General features: G+C 62.4%; 18 protein-coding genes. 10 read left to right on the forward strand and 8 right to left on the reverse strand.

Annotated features, from left to right (window positions below; all coding sequences use genetic code 11):
• The first annotated feature begins 84 nt into the window (after positions 1-84).
• Positions 85-876 (forward strand): PhzF family phenazine biosynthesis protein, encoded by a 792-nt coding sequence (locus FZ025_RS12445; protein WP_046981297.1) that lies wholly within the window; start codon positions 85-87, stop codon positions 874-876.
• Entirely contained in the window at positions 873-1,808 is a 936-nt protein-coding gene (locus FZ025_RS12450) for a DMT family transporter (protein WP_046981298.1), read from the forward strand. The genes FZ025_RS12445 and FZ025_RS12450 overlap by 4 nt, the downstream gene beginning before the upstream one ends.
• A gap of 38 nt (positions 1,809-1,846) precedes the next feature.
• On the opposite strand, the gene FZ025_RS12455 is transcribed toward FZ025_RS12450, so the two are convergent.
• The 3 genes from FZ025_RS12455 to FZ025_RS12465 form a co-directional block, all read right to left on the reverse strand.
• Positions 1,847-2,185: a hypothetical protein gene (locus tag FZ025_RS12455; protein ID WP_104558790.1), complete on the reverse strand. Its 339-nt coding sequence runs from the start codon at positions 2,183-2,185 to the stop codon at positions 1,847-1,849.
• Between the two features lie 175 nt (positions 2,186-2,360).
• Positions 2,361-3,302 carry a DegV family protein gene (locus FZ025_RS12460; RefSeq protein WP_046981300.1) on the reverse strand — a complete coding sequence of 314 codons (942 nt, stop codon included), beginning with the start codon at positions 3,300-3,302 and terminating at the stop codon, positions 2,361-2,363.
• 74 nt (positions 3,303-3,376) lie between these two features.
• The gene (locus FZ025_RS12465) at positions 3,377-4,006 is read right to left on the reverse strand and encodes a 2-hydroxychromene-2-carboxylate isomerase (protein ID WP_046981301.1); all 630 of its coding nucleotides are present in this window, start codon (positions 4,004-4,006) and stop codon (positions 3,377-3,379) included.
• 388 nt (positions 4,007-4,394) lie between these two features.
• Between FZ025_RS12465 and FZ025_RS12470 the strand changes: the two genes are divergently transcribed.
• Positions 4,395-5,153 carry a GH12 family glycosyl hydrolase domain-containing protein gene (locus FZ025_RS12470; protein ID WP_046981302.1) on the forward strand — a complete coding sequence of 253 codons (759 nt, stop codon included), beginning with the start codon at positions 4,395-4,397 and terminating at the stop codon, positions 5,151-5,153.
• A gap of 185 nt (positions 5,154-5,338) precedes the next feature.
• Here FZ025_RS12470 and FZ025_RS12475 read toward each other — a convergent pair whose 3' ends face one another.
• Positions 5,339-5,608, reverse strand: coding sequence for a hypothetical protein (locus tag FZ025_RS12475; RefSeq protein WP_046981303.1), 270 nt, complete (start codon positions 5,606-5,608; stop codon positions 5,339-5,341).
• An 885-nt stretch (positions 5,609-6,493) separates the two neighbouring features.
• Here FZ025_RS12475 and FZ025_RS12480 point away from each other — a divergent pair.
• From FZ025_RS12480 to FZ025_RS12510, 7 genes are all read left to right on the forward strand, one after another.
• On the forward strand, positions 6,494-6,961 hold the full coding sequence (locus FZ025_RS12480; protein ID WP_046981304.1) for a hypothetical protein: 468 nt from the start codon (positions 6,494-6,496) through the stop codon (positions 6,959-6,961).
• Between the two features lie 91 nt (positions 6,962-7,052).
• On the forward strand, positions 7,053-8,756 hold the full coding sequence (locus FZ025_RS12485) for a hypothetical protein (RefSeq protein ID WP_146093591.1): 1,704 nt from the start codon (positions 7,053-7,055) through the stop codon (positions 8,754-8,756).
• 531 nt (positions 8,757-9,287) lie between these two features.
• On the forward strand, positions 9,288-9,773 hold the full coding sequence (locus tag FZ025_RS12490) for a hypothetical protein (RefSeq protein WP_146093590.1): 486 nt from the start codon (positions 9,288-9,290) through the stop codon (positions 9,771-9,773).
• Between the two features lie 49 nt (positions 9,774-9,822).
• Positions 9,823-11,100, forward strand: coding sequence for a retropepsin-like aspartic protease (locus FZ025_RS12495; protein WP_208803636.1), 1,278 nt, complete (start codon positions 9,823-9,825; stop codon positions 11,098-11,100).
• 146 nt (positions 11,101-11,246) lie between these two features.
• On the forward strand, positions 11,247-13,112 hold the full coding sequence (locus tag FZ025_RS12500; protein ID WP_146093589.1) for a hypothetical protein: 1,866 nt from the start codon (positions 11,247-11,249) through the stop codon (positions 13,110-13,112).
• Positions 13,113-13,121: 9 nt separating this feature from the next.
• A complete protein-coding gene (locus FZ025_RS12505) occupies positions 13,122-14,138 on the forward strand; it encodes an IS30 family transposase (RefSeq protein WP_158185509.1) in 1,017 nt (338 codons plus the stop codon).
• 81 nt (positions 14,139-14,219) lie between these two features.
• Positions 14,220-16,265 carry a glucoamylase family protein gene (locus tag FZ025_RS12510; RefSeq protein ID WP_208803638.1) on the forward strand — a complete coding sequence of 682 codons (2,046 nt, stop codon included), beginning with the start codon at positions 14,220-14,222 and terminating at the stop codon, positions 16,263-16,265.
• A 201-nt stretch (positions 16,266-16,466) separates the two neighbouring features.
• Here the strand turns inward: FZ025_RS12510 and FZ025_RS22030 are convergent, their stop codons facing one another.
• The 4 genes from FZ025_RS22030 to FZ025_RS12525 form a co-directional block, all read right to left on the reverse strand.
• Positions 16,467-16,811: a hypothetical protein gene (locus FZ025_RS22030; protein WP_158255570.1), complete on the reverse strand. Its 345-nt coding sequence runs from the start codon at positions 16,809-16,811 to the stop codon at positions 16,467-16,469.
• Positions 16,801-17,256 (reverse strand): SMI1/KNR4 family protein, encoded by a 456-nt coding sequence (locus FZ025_RS12515; protein WP_146093641.1) that lies wholly within the window; start codon positions 17,254-17,256, stop codon positions 16,801-16,803. Before FZ025_RS12515 ends, FZ025_RS22030 begins: the two co-directional genes overlap by 11 nt.
• 69 nt (positions 17,257-17,325) lie before the next feature.
• Entirely contained in the window at positions 17,326-18,630 is a 1,305-nt protein-coding gene (locus FZ025_RS12520) for an amidohydrolase family protein (protein WP_046981750.1), read from the reverse strand.
• Positions 18,627-20,027 carry an amidohydrolase gene (locus tag FZ025_RS12525; protein ID WP_046981749.1) on the reverse strand — a complete coding sequence of 467 codons (1,401 nt, stop codon included), beginning with the start codon at positions 20,025-20,027 and terminating at the stop codon, positions 18,627-18,629. Before FZ025_RS12525 ends, FZ025_RS12520 begins: the two co-directional genes overlap by 4 nt.
• Between the last annotated feature and the right edge of the window lie 29 nt (positions 20,028-20,056).

Below are 20,056 nucleotides of genomic sequence, written 5' to 3' on the forward strand. Positions count from 1 at the left end.
CTGTACTGGTCGGGTGCGGCGCTGCACACTGGTCCTGTGCCGGCCACCGCGTCGGCGTTTCCTTCATTCCTTGCGAGGCCGGCCATGCCGCTTGCCGTGTTCGTCGTCGATGCCTTCACCACGGTCCGCTTCAAGGGCAATCCGGCCGCGGTGGTGCCGCTGCAGGCCTGGCTGCCGGAGCCGCTGATGCAGGCCATCGCCAGCGAGAACAACCTGTCGGAGACCGCGTTCTTCGTACGCGACGCCGATGGCGTGTTCGCGATCCGCTGGTTCTCGCCGCTGAAGGAGGTCGGCTTCTGCGGCCACGCGACGCTGGCCAGCGCGTTCGTGATCGCCAGCCAACAGCTGGCGCCGTTCCCGCTGCGCTTGCGCGCGGCCGCGGTCGGCGAACTCGGTGTGGAGCGGCTCGCCGACGGCAGCTTCGAGATGCGCTTTCCGAATCAGGCGCCGGCCTTGTTGGCGTCGGTGCCGCCGGCCTTGCATGACGCCTTGTCGATCGCGCCGCAGGCGGTGTATGCCAACCAGCAGGCGTATATCGCGGTGTACGCGAACGAACGCCAGGTGCGCGCGGTGGTGCCGGATCTGGCGCGGATGCTGGCGTTGGCGCCGCGCGATGTCGCGGTCACCGCGCCCGGCAGCGGCCACGATTTCGTGTCGCGCTATTTCTGGCCGGCCAATGGCGGTGCGGAGGATCCGGTAACCGGCTCCATCCACGCCGCGCTGGCGCCGTTGTGGGCGCAGGCGCTGGGCAAGGCGCAGCTGACTGCGTTGCAGGCCTCGGCGCGCGGCGGCGAGCTTGGGTGCCGGGTCGAGGCGCAGCACGTCTATGTCCGCGGCAGCGCAGTGCAGTACTTGCACGGGACGATCGCCTTGTGAGCGCGGCCGTCGCCGTTCCCGTCGGCGCCGCGCGGCGCGCGCTGTGGCAGTTGTTGCTGGCCGAGGTGCTGATCGGCTCGGTCGGCGTGTTCGTGCACGAGAGCGGCCAGGACCCGGTGACCGCGGTGTTCTACCGCTGCCTGTTCGGCGCATTGTTCCTCACCGTGTGCGGGCTGCTCGGCGGTCAGCTACGCGGGCTGTGGCGCGAGCGCCGGTTGCTGCGCGACGCTGCGATCAGCGGCGTGCTGCTGGTGTTGAACTGGGTGGCGCTGTTCGCCGGCATGGCGCGCTCCTCGATCGGCGTGGCGACGATGGTCTACCACGTGTTTCCGTTCGTGATGCTGATCCTGGCGGCATTGCTGCAAGGCGAGCGCACGCGCCGCAGCGACCTGGGCTGGACGCTGCTGGCCTTCGTCGGTGTGGCCTGCTCGGCGGATCCGGCGCGGCTCTGGCATACGGCCGATCGCGGCTATCTGCTCGGCATCGCGCTGACCTTGCTGGCTGCAGTGCTCTGCGGCGCGTCGCTGCTGATGTCGCGGCGCATCAGCCGCGAGCGGCCGCTGGCGGTGGTGACGGTGCAGTGCTGGGTGGGGACCTTACTGCTGGTTGGATTTTCCAGCGGCAGCGCACTGCATCCGGGCATGCACTGGCTGTGGCTGGCCGGGCTGGGGGTGATCCACAGCGGCATCGTCTACGTGCTGTTCTATTCTTCCTACCGGTATCTGCAGGTGGCGACGATCGCGATCCTGGCGTTCGTGTATCCGCTGGTCACGCTGCTGCTGGACTACCTGCTGTATGGCCATCGGCTGGTGCCGGTGCAATGGCTGGGCCTGGCGTTGATCGTGCTCGGCACGCTGGCGGTGAACCTGAAATGGCGCTGGCCGCGGCGCGCGCCGGGCGCTGCGGCCGGGAGCGCGCCGGGCGCTAGGTAGCACACGCCGCCGTGCGCGAAGCGCGGCGGCGTGGCGGTTCAACGCACGTTGCGCAGTTCCCAGCCGCTGCCGGCGAGCAGGCGCATGCGCTGCCTGAGGATGTCGCCGGGAATGCTGGTGGTGGCGACCAGGTCGATGCGCAGATCGTCCTGCCTGCCGCTGACCGCGGCTGCCGGATCGACGATGCTCAGCGACGGATCCACCTCGTCCGGCTCCGGCTGCAGCGCCCGCCAGCGCTCGAACCAGGCGGGGCTGCTCAAGGCCTGCTGCAGCTGCTCGGCGAAGGCGTCGGCGCCGTTGGCGCTGAAGCTGAGCGTGGGTTCGCTGCCGCGTGCGCGGGCGGGGTCGGGCAGGCTGATCGAATAGGTCACGGCCATGGCGGTTCCTCTGTGGAGCGGTGCGGCGCAGCCTAGCAGGCGGCGTCGTGAGTGGGCTGTCTACACCGCGATCCCTGTAGGAGCGGCTTCAGCCGCGACCGGGTTTTCCCGGTAACGCATGTCGCGGCTGAAGCCGCTCCTACAAGAGGTGGAGGGTGCCTGCGATCCGCAACGTCTAGGCGAACGTATGCGGCACATCGGCGAAGCCCAAAGTGAGTGCGCCCTTGCCGACGTTGACCATGCCGGTCAGGCTCATCACGCTTTCCAGCACTTCCACTGCGTGCGCTTCGCAGACCTGGCGCAACGCGGTGTAGCCGGGCAGGGCGCGCAGTTCGCTCAGCTCGCCGCCGTAGCTCAGGCACAGGATCGGTGTCATCAGTCCGGCGGCCACGCGCTTGCCGACGAACTCGAACAGTTTCTGCACCGCGGCGTCGAAGCCCTTGATCTTGGCCACCGGCGCGGTTTCGCCGCGATAGCCGTGCAGCACCGGCTTGATGTCCAGCGCGGTGCCGAGCGCGGCGCTGAGCAGGCCGACGCTGCGGTCGCCCTTGCTGCGCGCGCGGGCACGCATGTAGTACAGGTCGCGGGTGATCATGTAGCCGTGCACGTTGCCGGCCAGTGCCTCCAGCCGTTCGCGGATCGCCTGCACGCTGGCCCCGGCCGCGCGCAGCCGCACCGCCTCCACTGCGGTCACCGCCTGCGCGGCGAACAGGTTCTGGGTGTCGATCACCCGCAGCGCGAACGGCGAGGCGTGCCCGGCGGCCTGCCGGATCGGCTTGTAGTCGTTGAGGATGGCGAAGCTGGCCTGCAGCGCATGCTGGTGGATCGGGCTGCGGGTCTTGGTGATGGTCATGCAGAACACGTGGTCGTAGTCGATCACCAGCCGGCTCAGGAACAGTTCGCGGATCTGCGCCACGCTGAACGGAATGGTCTCCGCTTCGGCGCCGTGCGCGGCCACGTGCGCGTGCAGGAAGCTGAGCGTGGCTTCCTCGTCGCGGTGGTCGGCCAGCAGCGCCTCGCCGATGCGCACGCTGATCGGCAGCAACACGATGTTGTTGCCTGCGATGTAGTCCTGCGGCAAGTCGCACGCAGAATCCACCACGATCCCGATACGCATCTGGCCCCCTCCGGCGTTGCGCTTCGTCAATGCCGGCTAGGTTAGCGCAGACGCCCGGGAACGTCGCGGCTGGCTCAGCCGCCGCGCTGCACGGCGACCGGCAGCGCCGCCAGCCGCGCCATCTCGCCGCGCTGCAGCAGGTGCGGATCGGCCAGCACCGCCTGCATCAGCGGGTGCGCGTCGTTGCCCCACAGCAAGGCCTCGCCGATCTGCAGCGTGGGTACGCCGAACACGCCTGCGGCGATGGCCTGTTCGGTATTGCCGCGCAGCTGCGCCTTGACCTGCGGATCGCTGACGGCGGCGGCCGCATCGTCGATGCCCAAAGCCTGCGCCAGCGGTGCCAGTGACGCCGCGTCGTCGCCGGCATGGCCATCGCGCCATAACCAGTCGAAGATCGCGTCGATCGCCTGCGGCGTGGTGCCGGCGGCGATGCACAACCGCAGCGCCGCCAGCGGATTGAACGGATGCGCCGGCGGAAAGCGCAGCGGTACGCCCTCGTGCTGCGCCTGCCATTGCACGAATTGATAGGTGAAGCTGCGTTTGTGCGGGATTTCCGCCGGTCCGCGGGTGTGCAAGTGCTGCAACACCGCGCCGAATACGATCGGCACCGGTTCGATCCGCGCGAACTCGGGCAGCGCCTTGAGCTTTTGCCAGTGCAGATAGGAAAACGGCGAGACGAAATCGAAATACCAGCGCAAGCGCATGAGCGGACTCCGTTCGGACATGCGCCAGCTTACTCGCCTGTCGCTATGCATGCGGCGCAGCGTGCTGCACTGCGGCGCATGGCGCGATCTTGCGCGTAGCGCGACCGGCATGCTGGACGCTGCGGTAGACAATGCCTCGCCGCCCATCTCGATGGCCTGTGGGAACTGCGAACGCGCGCACGCTGCAGGGATCGATCGCACGCCGCTATTGCCCCAGCGCATGCCGGTACGCCTTCTTTGCATAGCTCGCGCGACGAGGGTCTTGCTAGCGTCCGCCGCGGCAGCACGTGCGCTGCCGTGCTTGCCGACTTCCAGGGAGAACCGTAATGCATGACGTCCAAACCGCTCCGATCGCCGAACCGCGCAGCTGCGCGCCGCCGCGCATCGGGTGCCGTTGCGCAGGCGCCTGCTGCAGGCGTTGTTCGCCGTGTCGTGCCTGGCCGCCGCGCCGATGGCGCTGGCCGGGCCTTACAAGATCTTCGGCAACCACTATGCGTGGGTCAATAATTTCAACGATCCCAACAACGTCATCCAGGGCACATTCGGCAACGGCAGTACGCCGGAGCTGACGGTGACCTTCAATTTCGCCAATTCCAGTCTGTACGGGTATCCGGCGATCGTGCGCGGCTGGCACTACGACTGGAACCCGACCAGCGATACCTTGTTCCCGCGCCAGGTGTCGTCGCTGAGCACGATCCCGGTCAAGTTCACCTACAGCGCCGGCGGCAGCAACCTGGGCGGCGATTTCGCCTACGACCTGTTCTTCCGCCGCGATACCAGCAAGGGCGTGCCGCAGCTGGAAGTGATGATCTGGGGCGGACACAATTCCGGGCCGATCGGCACGCTCAGCGCCAGCAACGTGATCACTGCCGGCGGCTATACCTTCGATCTGTGGGAAGGCAACAACAGCGCCGCCGGTTACTACGTCTACACGTTCATTCCGCACGGCACCGCCGGCCAGGCCAACCTGCCCACCAGCGGCAACCTCAACGTCGACGTCAAGCCGTTCCTGAACTGGCTGCAGGCCAACCGCAGCAAGGACGGCCGCTACAGCAACGCGCTGTACCTGCATGTGGTCGAGGCCGGCTTCGAGGTGGTGCGCGGCAACGGCTGGGCCAAGGTCGGCGCGACCATCGACGCGCATTGAGCGAGCAATGTCCGCGGTGACCCCATGGTGTGTAGCGCATGTTGGCTGGACATGCATGTGCAGCCTGCCCGGCGGCATATGGGCCATGGCGTCGCCAAGCGGCCTATATCGCGATCAGCTGCGCGTTGCAGAAGTAGGCTGTCGTGGCTGCGCGCATCGGCGCGTGACGCGACGTGAATGGACGGTCAGCGAATGGCAGCAAGGCGACGCCTTCCGCGAACCATGGCGACAACTGAGAGCACGGTGCCTCCGGCCAACAGCGCCCAGAATGCACCGCCATAGAGCAACGGCATGCGGCACCTCAGGGTCGCCATATTGGCCGTGCCAGGAGCCGTGCAGAAGGAGAACGATAGCGTGTAGGAAGCGGCCGCCTGAAGATATGCGCAGCCGGCGAGCAGGAAACAAGCAATAGCCGTGAGAGAAAGTATCAGGCTGATCCTGCGCGAACTGTCCATGTCGTCTCCTTGCGGATGCGTTGCGCTGTGCCGCGAGCCGGTGCTGGCCTGGCAATTGCTAGGTGAAGTATGTGGGATGGTATTTTGGGCTGATGCAGTGGTTGCTGTCGACCGGCGGATCGGCCACGCCAAACATCTGACCATTCCGATGCTGCAGCGGGAGGTCAGAACCCCATTGGGATCTTACGGTCAGGGACAGTAATACCGGATTGTAAAGACCTCACGCCCCGCAGCGTCCTGCTGGCTATACTGCCCGCGCCGAACGGGCTCACTTGCACATTGCTTTGACGCCGCTTCGTCGCACCCGCGGTCGCCGGAAAATTCAGAAGAGCAACTCTCCACGAAGCCCGTCCCGGGCGGGTAAACAGGCAGTGGATCAAACATTGCGCAGCCGGTGGTAAATGCTGAGCAAAGCAAGAGGATAGCTAGCGCTTTCAGCTTCATAAGCCTCGACCCCGATTGATGAAATGGAGTGCGCGTGGCGGAAGATTTCCGGCATAGGTGGACTCAGAGTCCAAGACGAAGTGTAACAGGAGCGCCATGAAGCATCGCGTCGTGCTGGGCCAATTAGAGCGCCAAGGCTCCAGCATCTAGGGTTCGAACGAGCCCGTTGAACATGGGGTCAATCGCCAAACTGTGACGAAGTCCTCTTGTCGGACCAGCGACGCAGCGCTAAAAAAGAAGCACATAAATCTTTACCGTGATTGTCTGCTGAATATGTTCACTTCCAGCTTGAACTACTTTCAGCTGAACTAAATGGTTGGCGCAGTGCTGATGCGGAATCTCTTGCTCTAGCCAATCGGCTTCCTGCTGATGATGAGCGCGGTAAATGTGGTGTAGCTCGGGTTCATGCCACCATTCTAGGGACAGAAAGGAGAATTAGACATGTCAAACGTTTCGATTTCCAGGCGGAAAATGCTTGTTGGAGCAGCCTCGGTGATGCCGGCGGTAATGCTTGGTGCCGGCACCAGCGCGCTGGCCAGCGAAACACCGGGGCCTTCCTATCAGGCCGACGTCGCACGAAAGATCCCGGGAACCTCACAAACACTCGGCGGTGTCAGTATCCGGATCGAGTCTCTGGACCCGGCAATAGGCATTGAGCACAGTGCAGATTTCGTCAATATTCCCTATAACCAGGTCATAAATATTCAGAACAGCACGAAGATTCCGTCGTCCCAATTCATTGCGCTGGATGTCGAGAAGCCGAGTGCGCTGCCGCAGGATTGGTCGTTCAAGATAAGCATCTACGACGATCTTGGTGGGGACATAGGGAGTATTACGACCGGCGCTGGCGGTATCGCAACTTTTGAGGATCAAAAGCTGCGCTTCCGGATCGGCACTGATGCCATCTAAACGGTAGCCAGTGGCCAATCCGGCCTGAAGCCCTGACGAGCTGGTCGCGATGATGCTGGTCAACTAGCACTGGCTACCCAGCTAGGGGTGTTTGAAAACCACGCGGCAGATTTTTGGCTGCGCCGATCTGGCAAAGCTCCATGTCGGTCCGCGCAAGCTGGAACATCGCCTGTCTGGAGTGCTTATGTGCGGCTTGCACGTTCCTTTCGAAATGGTTGCGCTGGAGGATGCCCGCATATTCCTTCGGGATGAGGCGGCTGGTCCAGACGACCAGCAGCTGCTACGGGACTTCGCGTTTGTCGTCGATAGGAAAAAAAAGGGAGGCCGCAGAAAAGTATTTTTCGCGGAGCGCTATGGCGGTCTGGGGATATTCAATAACGGTGGCGGCGTTCGATGTGGGTTAAGCGGCGAGTTCCAGGTCAAGGGAATTGGTCTGAACCCGCTCCTCGGACGGGATACCCCCTCGGCCTACAGGACTGGGGCCATGGGCGGAGTGGAGGCCTTGAGAGAATACGTTTGGTCACAACTGGCTGAATCTGTTCTTCCCTATGGCTCTGCCCGGGTCCTTGCTGTCATTGACACGGGAATCGATTATTGCCCGAGGAGGGGTGCAGGCTTCCGTCGCTATCTTGTAGTAAGGGAATCCAGGGCTCGGCTTGCCCAGCTTGAGCGCGCCACTCATTTCAAGCCGCAGTGGAAGGGGCCCATGCTTCACGACTCTCTGCGTACGAAGGAGGGGATCGATCGCCTGGCCGGCGGGGATGTCGAAAGCGCGGATCCAGCGGTGGCCATGCGCCTGCTCGAAGCCCTGGAGAAATCCGCGTTGCGCCACGCCAAACAGCTTGCTTGCGCGAAGATGAGACGCATAAATCATGGCGCTCTATCTTCCTCAAACGCATGTATCGACGGCGCCTGGATCGATTTTGCCTCGGCCTCACACAGTGAGCACTATTCATGCGGTCCCGCTTTCCTTCTAGGGTTTTGGAATGAGCATGAGTATCTCCTTCATGGTCTGGGAAATATATGTCATTCCGCCGAACTGCACTCAACAGGATTGATAGCAGGACAGGAAACTTTTTCCGGCCTTGTAGACAAGTTCAGGCAAGAATATATGGGAACTCTCGCCAGAGAGGCCTGCTGCCTTCTGGGATTCGAGGCCGGCTTCTTGGATGGCGCCAAGCCGCCGCTGATGGAGCATCTGCGGATTGTGGGAAATGGTCTGCTTGACGCAGCGCGTTCCGGAAAGAAGTTCGGTGCGTGGAAGCCTGGCGAGGAAGATGCTGTCGAGGCGACCATCCCGGAGCAGGCCGTCCGGGTGATGTGTGGAATAGCTGCTCCAGAGAGTTTGGGCAAGCATCAGCTCGGTCAGAAATTCGGATCGAGTCTGCTGGAGATCGGCGCCGCTTACCTTAATTCATACACGGACAGTGGTACGAGCCCCGAGTTGGCTGTGCGGGGACTGTTACTTGATGCTGCCCGTCGCTCCGCCTACGTGCCAGGCCTTGATGCGGATGAAATGAACTCGAGACTGGAGGCAGCGCTCGATAGCGGTAGCCCGGTTGGTCCAGTCGTTGCGCAACTGGTCTTGGAAGGCCAGACGGCACTGGCTCCTCGAACGACGCCGGATGTCACATTGTGTGCCGGGCGGGAAAGCATCGTGTACCAGGTAATGCGCGACTCGATTGCTGGGACAAGGTTTGAGCAGGTTGAGCGGTCATCGCGCCGTTTTCCGAGCATCACGCAAGCAATCGTCCGAAGGCACTCGATGCTGGCCGAGACGGCAACTGCTGCGTGATCAGATTTCCGAGAGGGAGGGCTAACTATTTAAGAAGTGTGGGCTTCGCCGTCAGCATTCTCGCGGATCGCGGAATCCAGGATCGCTCATTCGACTACGTGAATCGCGTCATCTGGCCCGCGGTAAGGCATGGTCAGATCGGATTTTTGAAGTTACCACATCACGGCGAAATCGCTTTCTTTGTCTGGGCCACTGTTCATCCCTATTTGATGGGACGTATTTCTGAGGGGAGGGGGCTGGAACTGTCAGAAAGTGACTGGAGCGAGGATGGCCCAATGGTGATAGTGGACTTAGTCAGCAGTCGGCGCCTTGGCAGGTCCGGGCTGCTGGAGATCTACCATGCCCTGCTATTGCGGGCACCGAAGAATCACGGTCCAGTGTGGCGCATCAGGCGCACACGCGACATTGAAAGGGGCGACGGCTCTCGTGTCAGTCTGAAGGCAGTAAGCGCGGGTGGCAGACATCTGAGGCCACCTTCCTGAAAGTTCTACGACGGGCGAGACCAAATTTACCAACGCAAGGAGAAGCACCATGAGTGAGGTTACAGCCGGTATCAGGCGTGATGAATACGGCAATCCGATCGGTTCCAACGTGACCGTAAAGAACGACCAATGGACCTATGGGGCGAGCGCCCAGACGGATCAGGCGGAGATTTACGTTCAGAATTCTCCTCTGAGGACCACGGTGAAATACGATCCCAACGGTATCGGAGCGATGCTCTCCGGGGGCATTGGCGATCTTGACTTCGCAATGGGATTCAACACCTCTGGAGCCCTGACAGGCAGCGCAACCGCGAAATTTGGAAGCCAGAGCGTCAGTGTTACACCGGATGGAGTCACGGGTAGATTCGAGCATCAATTTGACTCCGGAAAGCTGACCGGCAGCCTAGATACCAACAATGTATGGAGTTTGAACTTTGCAGGTCAAGGAAGTGGCTGGGGCTATGCCATCACGTCAAGTTACAACTCAGGCAGCGGATATTCGCTATTTGGTTCGATTTTTAACATAGGATTCTGATCGAGTGCTGCCCGCTCGATTCCTGGGTGCCCCGACTGGAACTCTTATGATGGACCGGTTGCGGTGCCTGAAATTGCCCATGCTATGGGCGTGCTGTGTGCTCGCTTCAGGCGCAGCCGCCCAGGAGGGTGTCATCACCCTGACGCCACCCGCAGGCGAGGAAGACCGCGCGATGGGCAGGGGCGATCTGAAGACGCTCGACACGTTGCTCGCATCCGCTGGCGACCCAGTGAGGCGTGAGCTCATTTCCGCCTACAAGGCCAGGCTGGAGTTCCGACTGGCCGATTCAGACCTCCATGCTGAAAGGTGCTCTGACTTGGCGCAAATGGACATCCGTCAGTACTACGCAAGCGAAGCAAAGTGCCGCTCGGTGCTCGCAGGGAACAGGCTGCTTGCCGGAGACACAGCCGGATGGATCGACCTGATGCGTCACGCGCTGGTTGCGGTCGAGCAGTTTGCCCGGGATCAGGCGTATCAGCTGTACCCTGGCAAGTTCGCGGCGGACGCCCGCGTGACGCTTCCCGGAGCCGTCACTCTTCCGGAAGTTGACGCTGGCTCCCCCTCGTTTTTGTATGGGCACGAGGGCGAGGTTGTCAAGCGTGTTCCATATCTTGATGAGGGGACATCCTCAGACGGAACGCCTAATGGGCCCTTCACAATTGAGGCCTACGCAAATGGCGAGCTGGCAGATTTTATATTTGACACGGGAGCACAGACCCTCATCGGTGGAAGGCTGGCGAAACGGCTTTTCCTGGACGCAGGGCAGTCGGCCGCAGGAAACATAAACTTGAACATCTATCTCCAGGGGCGGAAGGTGGCCGCTCGCCTAGTTGCCCTGAAGAGCTTGCGATTCGGCTCATTTGAGGCGAGGGACATGACGGTTCTGCTGAGCGATGATCCAGAGATGCCGAACGTCATTGGCCTGAATGTGATGCGAAACATGAGACCGTTCAGGGTGACCAAAGACAGGGTCGAGATGGATGCCTCTTCGTCCTGTGACTCAAAATTCATGGTCGCGTCAAACGCGGTAGCTACCAACTCATTTCTCGTGGCCAGCGTCGAAATCGAAGGAAGGCCGGTTCTGTCAGACATAGATACGGGCAATCCCAGTCTGGTCATAGAATATGAGGACCGTGAGGCCCGCGCGCCGGTGCCCGAGGCAGGCCAGATCACGGTAAATGGACAGAAGGCGGCACCCATAAGACGCGCGAAGGGATCAGAGTATGGCGCTGACTACAATGTCGGTGCGGCCCTGCTGGAGAGCCAAAACATATTCCTGGACTTCTCTGCACGTCGGATCTGCTTCGAAGATCGTCTGGAAATATAGCCGTTTTCTGTTCCACTGAGGTGATGTTAGTGCTAGAGGGCTGCAGTAGCTCAACCCGTCGAGATGATCGAGCTGCCGCGGTTCGTGAGGCAGGTGCTGGCCGCGAAGAAGGTGCAGCAGACGGTGCTGGCGGGAACGCTTCGACGATGAGCTATCGCTTCGGCCCATCCCATGCGCAGGCTCGCAATCTCTACCGGCGTGTCTACAGTTCCGCGAAGGATGGCGGGGCCGATGAGGAAGGCCGTCAAGTGGTTGCAGGAAATCATATTGTCCAGGCACGCCTGGATTCGATGCGCCAGGATTTGAGGCGCGAACGCCCTAACGTACTCACTCTCGGATCCGGGCGTGAGCCGGGCATCGTGTCGTTCTCGCACGACTTTGTCAGGCAGACCATCGGGCCAATCTCGCTCGACGGGCTCATTAGCCATTTGAGCGAGGGGGCGCAAGAGCTGAATTTCTCGACCTACGACATCTGGGCTCTTCCAAATGCGCTTACGATCGCCGCGATCAATGAGCTCTGTCGGAGATATCTGGAGCGGAAAGGAGAGGCCGCAGCTGCTATTGCATCCCTTCACAGGTTGCTTGCCGAGATTCAGAACACCGAGTGGATCAGGGTTGTACCAAGGATCTCTTCCATTGAACGGGTGCTGGATGCTGACCCAAGTCACATCTACGGGCGAATGGATCCTTTGGTAAAGGATTCATACCGGCAAGCGGTCGCGGCTATAGGCTTGAAAGCCCGTGTCAGCGAACGGGAGGTTGCAGAGGTTGCAGTCAGGTTTGCTTCGGCAGATTCCGGCAACCATCAGCCGGAGCGCACTCACGTTGGCTTCTATCTCATCGGTCCCGGGAAGTCGGAGCTACTGCGCTTCTTTGGAGAATCATCTTCAGGCTGGTCAAAAGAGCAGATTGCATCGGGATTCATCGGACTAGGCGCTGTGCTTGTAGCGGCGCTCTTTATTGCGTCATGGGAAGTGGCATCATCCGCCACGGGCGGCATCGCGTCAGGATTGGCAATTTCAATCCTCTTGGTATTCTCGGCCGGTCCGTGTGTCTTTGGAGTCGTAAAACATTTTTCCCTACTGGTTAGAAAGCCACATCGGACGCCCAGGCTGAATTTTGAACCGGGCATGGATCCGGAGGCTAAGACGCTGGTGGTTATCCCATGCCTGCTCAGCGCGCTGTGCGATGTCGATCGGCTGTGCGAGCAGATCTTGATGCACCGCCTTCGCAACAGACTTGATCACGTCAGCTATGCCCTGCTGACGGACTGGGCCGACTCGGAGCAGGAGGTTAGTACCGATGATCAGAACCTTCTCGGGTCTCTCATCCGCACCCTGGGAAGCATGAATGCAAAGCATGGGTGGAGCACCGGGGGATTCGCGCTTCTGCACCGTGCGCGCGTATGGAGTGTACAGGAAGGTAGATGGATGGGCCGAGGGCGGAAGCTCGGGAAGCTGAAGGATCTTAGTACATATCTCCACGAGGGAGGGGGTACGCAGTTCGCCACGGTCTATTCAAAGGACGAATGGCTGCGCGGTGTCGTCTATGTGGTTACGGTTGATGAGGATACCGAGCTGCCATGGGGATGCGTCGGGAAGCTGATCTCGACGATTCATCATCCACTGAATCGACCACGTCTGGCTGCGGATGGAAGTCGTGTGGAATGGGGAAATGCCGTCATCCAGCCGACGATGACCACCTTCGCGTTCACAAAAGGTCTGACGCCCTATCAGAAAATCTCTGCGTTCGGAGGCGGCCTCAAGGCATACCAGTCTTCAGCGCCAAATTTCTACCACGACCTGATTGGGTCAGGATGCTATCTTGGCAAGGGTATTTATAGTGTCCAGTGCGCTTCAGTGATCCTTCGGAAGTATCTCGGTGATGACGAGGTACTCAGCCACGATTTGATTGAGGGATGCCTGCTCAGGGGCGACACCGCCTCCGATATCGAACTCTTTGAGGCTGCACGGCAGACTCAACTTCCAAGTGCAACACCTCACAGAGCGTAGGGTGTTGCGATGGGAAGACAGTACAGTCATCTGAGTAGTGAGGAACGCGCGGTGCTTCAGGTCGAACGCGATCGGGGAACGAGTCTTCGTGGGATCGGTCGCCGCCTGGGGCGTAGCGCATCGACGCTGAGCCGCGAGATCCGGCGTCTGGACAGCGGCGTGTACTCGGCGCATGCGGCAGCCCTGGTGTATCGATCGCGGCGATCGCGCAGCGTACGAGCACGCAGGCTGATCGCGGGCGCGGTGCTGTTCGAGTTCGTCCACGACCGTCTTGTGTTCGATCGCTGGTCGCCGCAGCAGATCGCGGCCACACTGCGGGACATGCATCCAGACGACGCCAGCCAGCGGGTCAGTCACGAGACGATCTACGCGGCCATCTACGCGCATCCGCGCGGCGGCCTGAAGCAGGCCCTGGTCGATGCATTGCGCCAGAGCAAGCCCACGCGAGGCCGCAGGCGCACCACAGCAGCGGCGCGCACCTGGGTACCGGAGGAGCTGCGCATCGTGCATCGGCCCGAAGCGGTGGAACAGCGCCTGCTGCCGGGGCATTGGGAGGGCGACCTGATCAAGGGCGCGTTCAACCGGTCCTGCGTGGGCACGCTGGTCGAGCGCAAGACACGCTTCGTGGTGCTGTGCAGGATGGATGGCTGCACCGCGGACGCCGCGCTGGAAGGCTTCACTCGCCAGATGAAGAAGCTGCCGGCCTTCCTGCGCGAGAGCCTGACCTACGACCGCGGAACGGAACTGACCTGTTACGAGGAGCTGATGCGACGGTTGAACATCGACGTGTGGTTCGCCGATCCGTATGCGCCGTGGCAGCGGGGCAGCAACGAGAACACCAATGGCCTGCTGCGCCAGTTCCTGCCCAAGGGCGTGGACTTGTCGCAAGCGAGCCAGGAGTACCTCAATCACGTCGCCAAGCTGATGAATGGGCGTCCTCGCCAGACATTAGGCTGGGCCACGCCGGCAGCGGCCATGGAGAAGGAAATCCTCGCCTTCAAATCACGTGTTGCACTTGATTCTTGAGACCGCCCACCCCGTACCTACGCTGATGAAGTCGCGCGGCAATCCCGCTGGGCCCGCGGTGACATGCAGAGCGTTCTTTGGATGCTGATGCGCAAACGTCCGGCCGGGCAGCTTGATTTCGTCTCGAAGTTCAAATTGCTTGGATCTCTATCCAACCATATTGCTGATGTTGCACTCTTCTTTCTGTCCGTCACGCTTTGCGCAGTGGCCGAAGGCGGGCTGCTGTTTTGTGTGGCCATGGGCGTTGCTTTTGGCGGGATCGTATTCCGTACGTTGAGGCGACTCTTCAAAATGGCCTATCTCGGTCGTGGCTTCTCCCACGATTTTGGCTGGATCGGAATTACCAACGATGTTCAGCTGGGAATTCTGAGATTCGGGACTCTCCCGGGAAGGGCCATTTCGATCTTTTGGGGAATTCTCACCGGGGCCTACCGGTTCCTGTGGAGCCGTCAACTGCTTCTTGAGTGGCGTACCTTCCGCCAGGAGCAGGTGCGTACACATCGAGACCCTCCGTTAGCGCTGATCGCCGCAAACGGGGGCGGTTCAATTGCTGCGGTCCTTCTTTGCATCTGGCTGCAAGGGAATATGTGGGCAGCGATATGCGTTGCCACTATCTGGATCATTACTCCGCTGCGTTTATTCATTATGGGGCTGAGGCGCACGGAATCATGTGCTCCAGACGCCGAGCTGACGGCCATTGCATGGACAACGTGGCGATGCGTCAGGGACATGCTCAGAAGATCTCCCATGAGCTTGATCGCGGATAGTATCGGTGATGGGCATATTGACCTCAGGACTTCGCCAACCAACATTGGGATGAGCCTGGTATCGGTGGTCTCCGCGGAGGGTCTTGGCTTCATTAGTCGGAAGAGCGCTTTAGGCCTGGTGCTTGGCATACTGAGGTCATCCAATCGTCTGGAACGCCGGCGCGGGCACCTCTTGAACTGGTACGATGCCAGTACGGGCCAGGCCATCGCACAGAATGTTTCCAGCGTAGATTGTGCAAACTTCATCGCGTCGCTCACAGTGATCCGTGCCTGGCTTAACAAGGCTATGGGTGAGGGTGGGCAGATCCTGATCGCAAGGGCTGGCGCGCTTCTCAGTAATGCGCTGGTTGATGATTTTCAGGGTGATGACGCGGCCTGCCTGCGCACAATAGGTTCCATTTTTGCGAGAATGGCTACCGATCCTGATATTGACTCCGTGCAATACGTCCGCGCAGCGGAGCGTCTGATCCTTTCTTCAGAAAATGAAGTTGTCCGTGATCTTTCCTCGGTAATTCTAGAATATGTGAATGCCGGGAGTGCCGCGTCCTACGAGTCCGAGAAGGACGAGGCCATCAGGCTGGTGAACGGGTTGCTGGAGTGCGATCTTTCAGACTTCTGCGATGTAGGATCGGGACTTTTGAAAGTTTCGCTCCTGGATGGATCGCATGAGGCAAGCGGGGCGCTGTACGATCTTCTGGCGTCAGAGTCGCGGCTGGCGGTGCTTCTCGGTGTTGGGAGAGGCGATTTTGACTCGGCAGCATGGCTTCGGCTTGGTCGCGCCAAGGTGGGAGGGCCGCCTTGCCTTCTGTCTTGGTCTGGATCCCTATTTGAACATCTTATGCCCGAGATATTCTTCGGTGCTCCTGCAGGTAGTCTCCTGGAAATTTCATGCAGGAACGCTATTCGTGCCCACCAAGCTAATGGCGTCGGCGATGTTTGGGGGCGCGCGGAATGTGGCTATGGCGACAGCCTGGAGCCCAGCTACGGCCCGCATGGAGAGCGATCGATTGCCCTTGGTGAAGCAGGTCCGCCCGTAGATTCCATTGCGTCCTACGCCAGCATCCTGGCCGTTGGGTTTGAGATTGAAGCGGCCGTACGAAATATGCGCGAGCTGCGAAGGCTGGGGGCTTACTGCAGCCACGGTTTTTATGAGTCAGTCAACTTTGGTGCCAGTGCGGGCATAGGTATCCTCAGAAGACATTATGCGCATCATCAGGGGATGATAATCGCCGCAATCAGCAACTTCTTAAGCGGTGTTGTCGTGAGGCTCATGGAAGCTGACGACGATATGAGGGCTGCATCAATTCTGCTGTGCGAGGTGTTTCCGGAAGAGGTCGAGGTATGCAGCTCTCCTGAATGACCGCGGCCTTGGGTACGCTGTGCAGGGCTGGAAGGACAGTGACGTTGTCCGTTGTTGCGGACATCGGCGGCGGCGAAGCGCAGGAGAACCTTGTGTTGCGTGGACTGGTGATGCTGGACCAGTTCCACGGGCTCGCAGCTGACTAGTCGCAGTTGCTGCACGCGCATGGCGATAGCGTGCAGATCACAGAAGTCGACCTTGTCATCGCCCGCAACGCGGCTTGGGCTCAAGGCGCGCGTAGTACGCCAGCGGGTCAGTCGCATTGGGATGGCTAATCTCCTCGCGCTGGCGCTGGATATCGACAACGGTGCGCTCATTGTTGCTCAGGCTAACGACAACGAAGTGCCTGTTCTCACGACCTCCGCCAGCGCCTGGGATTCGCACGCGAGGCTTGGCGGCCACGGAGCGCGCGTCGACGGCGACGGTCACTGCGACGGGTGTGGCGTTGCAGGACCGTCGTGCTTTTGCCGGGGCGGTATCGATGGATCCCATGGATGAAACCCGCCAGCTCATCCAGGCGATGTCGCAGCGGGCATCAACGGGCATGGCGAGTGACGTGCTGGAGTTCAACTACCAGTTCAGTAGCCAGCCGCGTTCGTGGCTTCGGCATTTGACAACCGCGTGCGCTGGGGAAATGAAACATTGCGCAGCCCAGATGTCCGATGGGGAGCAGTCCGTGAGGCCAATGCCATGCAGGATTTTCAGGATCGAGCTCACGGAACGTTTGGTAGAGCCCTACTGAATCCAATCCATCCTCGTTTCGCGGGCCGCCACGCAACCCCAGAAGTCCATACGCATAACCGAAGCCGCCATTTGCGACCTCGGCATAGATGCGTCGCAGTAAAACGGGGATCTTGAATCCCAGTATCGCCTCCGCCGATTCGATTTCACTTTGACGAAGAGGAGCAGCGCAGCCGCCAACCAGCGGATCGTCCGCACAGAGGGTTCCATTTGCCTTTCGTCCCTTCAATTCGGCAATGAGATCTTCCATGACACCTATGTCGGTATGAGCTTCTGGCGGCAACATCATCGAACGGCGATCTTGGTGTTGGCCCACGCGCTACTGCGTGTACGCCCGCGGCAGCGCGCCGGCCTGCTTCATGTAGCGGTCGCGCAGCTCGGTCTGGCGCGAGCGCATCGGCATCGCGCGGCCGCCCAGCCAGACCTGCTCGGCGTAGTGCGCCACGTCCAGCGGATCGCCTTCCCACAGCACCAGGTCGGCGAGTTTGCCGGGGGCGATGCTGCCCAGCTTGTCGCCCACGCCCAGCGCTTCGGCCGGCACTCGGGTCAGGCCGGCGAGGCCGTCGTCCCAGGGTAGGCCGTGGGCCACGGCGTTACCGGCCAGCTGGCGCTGCTTGCGCGCGTTGTGCGAGCCGTCGCCGCCCTGGGTGAAGCTCATCGCGACGCCGGCCGCGTGCAGGCGCGCGGCGTTCTCCAGGGTGGCGCCGATCTGGTCGAAGCTGGCGGGCAGGTCGTCCAGCGCGTTGACGAACACCGGCACCTGCGCCCTGGCCAGCTCCGGCGCCAGCTTCCACGCCTCGCCGCCGCCGGCGATGGCGATGCGCAGCTTCTCGCGTTGCGCCCAGCGCAGCAACTGGCGGATGTCGGCGGCGCGGTTCACCGCCACCACGATGCGGCCCTGGCCGGCCAGGTACCTGGCCAGCACGGCGCGCCCGGCCGGGGTCAGCAGCGCATGCGGCGAATCCACCGGCAGGCGCCCGCGCGCCTCGGCCACCAGCTGGTCGAGCAGCATCCACTGCGCGGCGCGCGACTTGCCGCTCAGTTCCAGCGCGTCGCTGCCCAGGCGCACGTACAGCGCGCGCGGGCCGATCGGGTCGGCGCTGCCGTCCAGGCGCATCACCGCGCCCTGGCCGGCGATGAAGGCGCCGCCGCTGTTGGCGCCGAGCGCGGTGAAGCCGATGCCCTCCACGCGCGCGACCGGGATCAGCACCGAGTCGGGGTTGTAGGCCAGGGTCACGTCGAATTCCGGGCGCATCGGCTGGTCGCGCGGCAAGGTCACGGCGCTGTCCACGGTGGAGGACTCGCCGGACACTTCCTCGATGCCGATCTCGGTGATGCCGCCGAACAGCGCCGGGGTCAGCGGGCGGCCCTTGGCCTCGATCACCGCGACCCCGGCCGGCGCCGACAAGCCGCTGCCGACCGCGCGGATGGTGCCGCCCTGAACCAGCACGTCGGCGTTGCGCAGCGTGCCGCGGGCGCTCACGGTATGCACGGTGGCGCCGCGGATCAGCACGTCCTGGGCGCAGGCGGGCGCGTTGCCCAGGGCCAGGCCGGCGGCCAGCGCCAGGCATTGCGCCAGGCGCTGCGCCAGCTGGCGGCGCGGCTGCGGAGCGGAGCGGCTCATGGGGCAGCCTCCTGGCCGAGCATGAAGTCGGATGTGGGTTGCAGGCGGCGATCGGCGCGGTCGTAGACCTGCGCGCCGTCGATGTAGACCTTCTCGGCCAGCGCGTAGGAACTGAACGGGCTGCCGTTCCACACCACCACGTCGGCCATCTTGCCCGGCTCCAGCGAGCCGGTCTGCTGCTCGATGCCCAGCGCCTTGGCCGGGTTGCTGGTCAGCCAGCGGATCGCGCGCTCCGGCGCGATGGCGATGCCGGCGCGGCGCCCGGCGGCCATCGCCTTGGCCGCTTCCTGGTTGAGCCGCTGGATGCCTTCCTCCGAATCCGAATGCACGATGGCGCAGCCGTTGGCCGGGCGGTCGACCAGCGCGATATTCTCCTGGATGCCGTCGAAGGCCTCCATCTTGAAGCCCCACCAGTCCGCCCACAGCGCGCCGCAGACGTTGTCCTGGGCCAGCCGGTCGGCGATCTTGTAGGCCTCCACGCCATGGTGGAAGGCGGCGACCTTGAAGCCGAATTCCTTGGCCAGGTCGAGCATGGTGGTCATCTCGTCGGCGCGGTAGCAGTGGATGTGCACGCGGATGTCGCCGTTGATCGCGCCGGCCAGCGTGTCCAGCTTCAGGTCGCGTTTGCCGCCGCTGTCGCCGGAGCTGTCCTTGTCGCCGGCGCCGCGGCTCCACCAGTGGCGCTTTTCCGGCGCCTTCTTCTTCGGCGCGTTCTTGCGCAGGTATTCGCTGGCATCGATGAACGCGGCGCGGTAGCCGGCGACGTTGCCCATGCGCGTGGCCGGGCCGCCCTTCTCGCCGTACACGCGCTTGGGGTTCTCGCCGCAGGCCATCTTCAGGCCCCACGGCGCGCCGGGGAACTTCATCGCCTGGTAGGTGGTGGCCGGCACGTTCTTCAGGGTCACGCCGCGGCCGCCGACCAGGTTGGCCGATCCGGGCAGCACCTGCAGCGAGGTGACGCCGCCGGCCAGCGCGGTGCCGAAGCCCGGATCCTGCGGCCAGATCGAATGCTCGGCCCAGACATTGGGCGTCACCGGTGCGGTCATCTCGTTGCCGTCGCTGTGCGCGCTGACGCCGGGGCTGGCGTACACGCCCAGGTGCGAGTGCACGTCGATGATGCCGGGCGTGACCCACTTGCCGTGGCCGTCGATGCGGGTGACGTTGGCCGGGGCGGCGAGCGCGCGGCCCACCGCCTGCACGCGGCCGTCCTGCAGCAGCACGTCGGCATCGTCCAGGCGCTCGCCGGTGCCGGTGAGCACGGTGGCGTGCTCGATCAGCACCGGCGTGGACGCCAGCGCCCGATAGGTGCTGGGGTAAGGATCTTCGACGAAGCGCGAGGCCGCCGCGGCAGGGCCGCACAGCGCCACGCCCAGGCAGGCGAGCAACAGATGACGCATCGGATTTTCCCCGGATGTTGGCTGCAGCG

Origin of the sequence: Xanthomonas hyacinthi (genome assembly GCF_009769165.1) — a bacterium.
GTDB lineage: Bacteria > Pseudomonadota > Gammaproteobacteria > Xanthomonadales > Xanthomonadaceae > Xanthomonas_A > Xanthomonas_A hyacinthi.